The sequence below is a fragment of the Burkholderia sp. LFS061 genome, from assembly GCF_047978125.1.
GTDB lineage: Bacteria > Pseudomonadota > Gammaproteobacteria > Burkholderiales > Burkholderiaceae > Burkholderia > Burkholderia pyrrocinia_C.
In genome coordinates, this window is record NZ_JBFPFS010000124.1 from 1 (window position 1) to 842 (window position 842).

General features: G+C 66.9%; 1 protein-coding gene. It reads right to left on the minus strand.

The features are described 5' to 3' along the window. The coding region (locus ACNQQL_RS35975) for a GspE/PulE family protein (RefSeq protein ID WP_347069689.1) at positions 1–842 on the minus strand (842 nt) is incomplete at both ends.

Genomic DNA, 842 nt, shown 5'->3' on the forward strand with positions numbered 1-842 from the left:
CGCTGCGCGAGCACGCCGAGCAGCGACGATGCGAGCAGGTACGGCTCGACGCCCATGTCGGTCAGACGCGTGACGGCCGATGCCGCATCGTTCGTGTGCAGCGTCGCGAGCACGAGGTGGCCCGTCAGCGACGCCTGCACCGCGATCTGCGCGGTTTCGAGGTCGCGGATTTCGCCGATCATGATCACGTCCGGATCCTGGCGCAGGATCGAGCGCAGCGCACGGGCAAAGGTCATCCCGATCCGCTCGTTCACCTGCGTCTGGCCGATGCCGCCGAGGTCGTATTCGATCGGATCCTCGACGGTCATGATGTTGGTCGTCGCGGTTTCGAGCCGCGACATCGACGCATACAGCGTCGTCGTCTTGCCCGAACCCGTCGGGCCCGTGACGAGCACGATGCCGTGCGGTCGCGCGATCAGCTTGTCGAACTGGACGAGCGTGTCGCGGCCCATCCCGAGCGCTTCGAGATTCAGGCGCTTCGCATCCTTTTCCAGCAGACGCAGCACCGCGCGCTCGCCGTGCCCGGTCGGCAGCGTCGACACGCGCACGTCGACCGGCCGGCCGCCGACGCGCAGCGTGATGCGGCCGTCCTGCGGCAGCCGTTTCTCCGCGATGTCGAGCTGCGCCATGATCTTGATCCGCGAGATCAGCGCGCCGTGCAGCGCCTTCTTCGGGCGCACGACGTCGCGCAGCGTGCCGTCGACGCGAAAACGCACGACGGACGAATTCTCGAACGGCTCGATGTGAATGTCCGATGCCTGTTCGCGCGCCGCTTGCGTGAGCAGCGCGTTGATCATCCGGATGATCGGCGCGTCGTCTTCCGATTCGAGCAGATCCTCGAC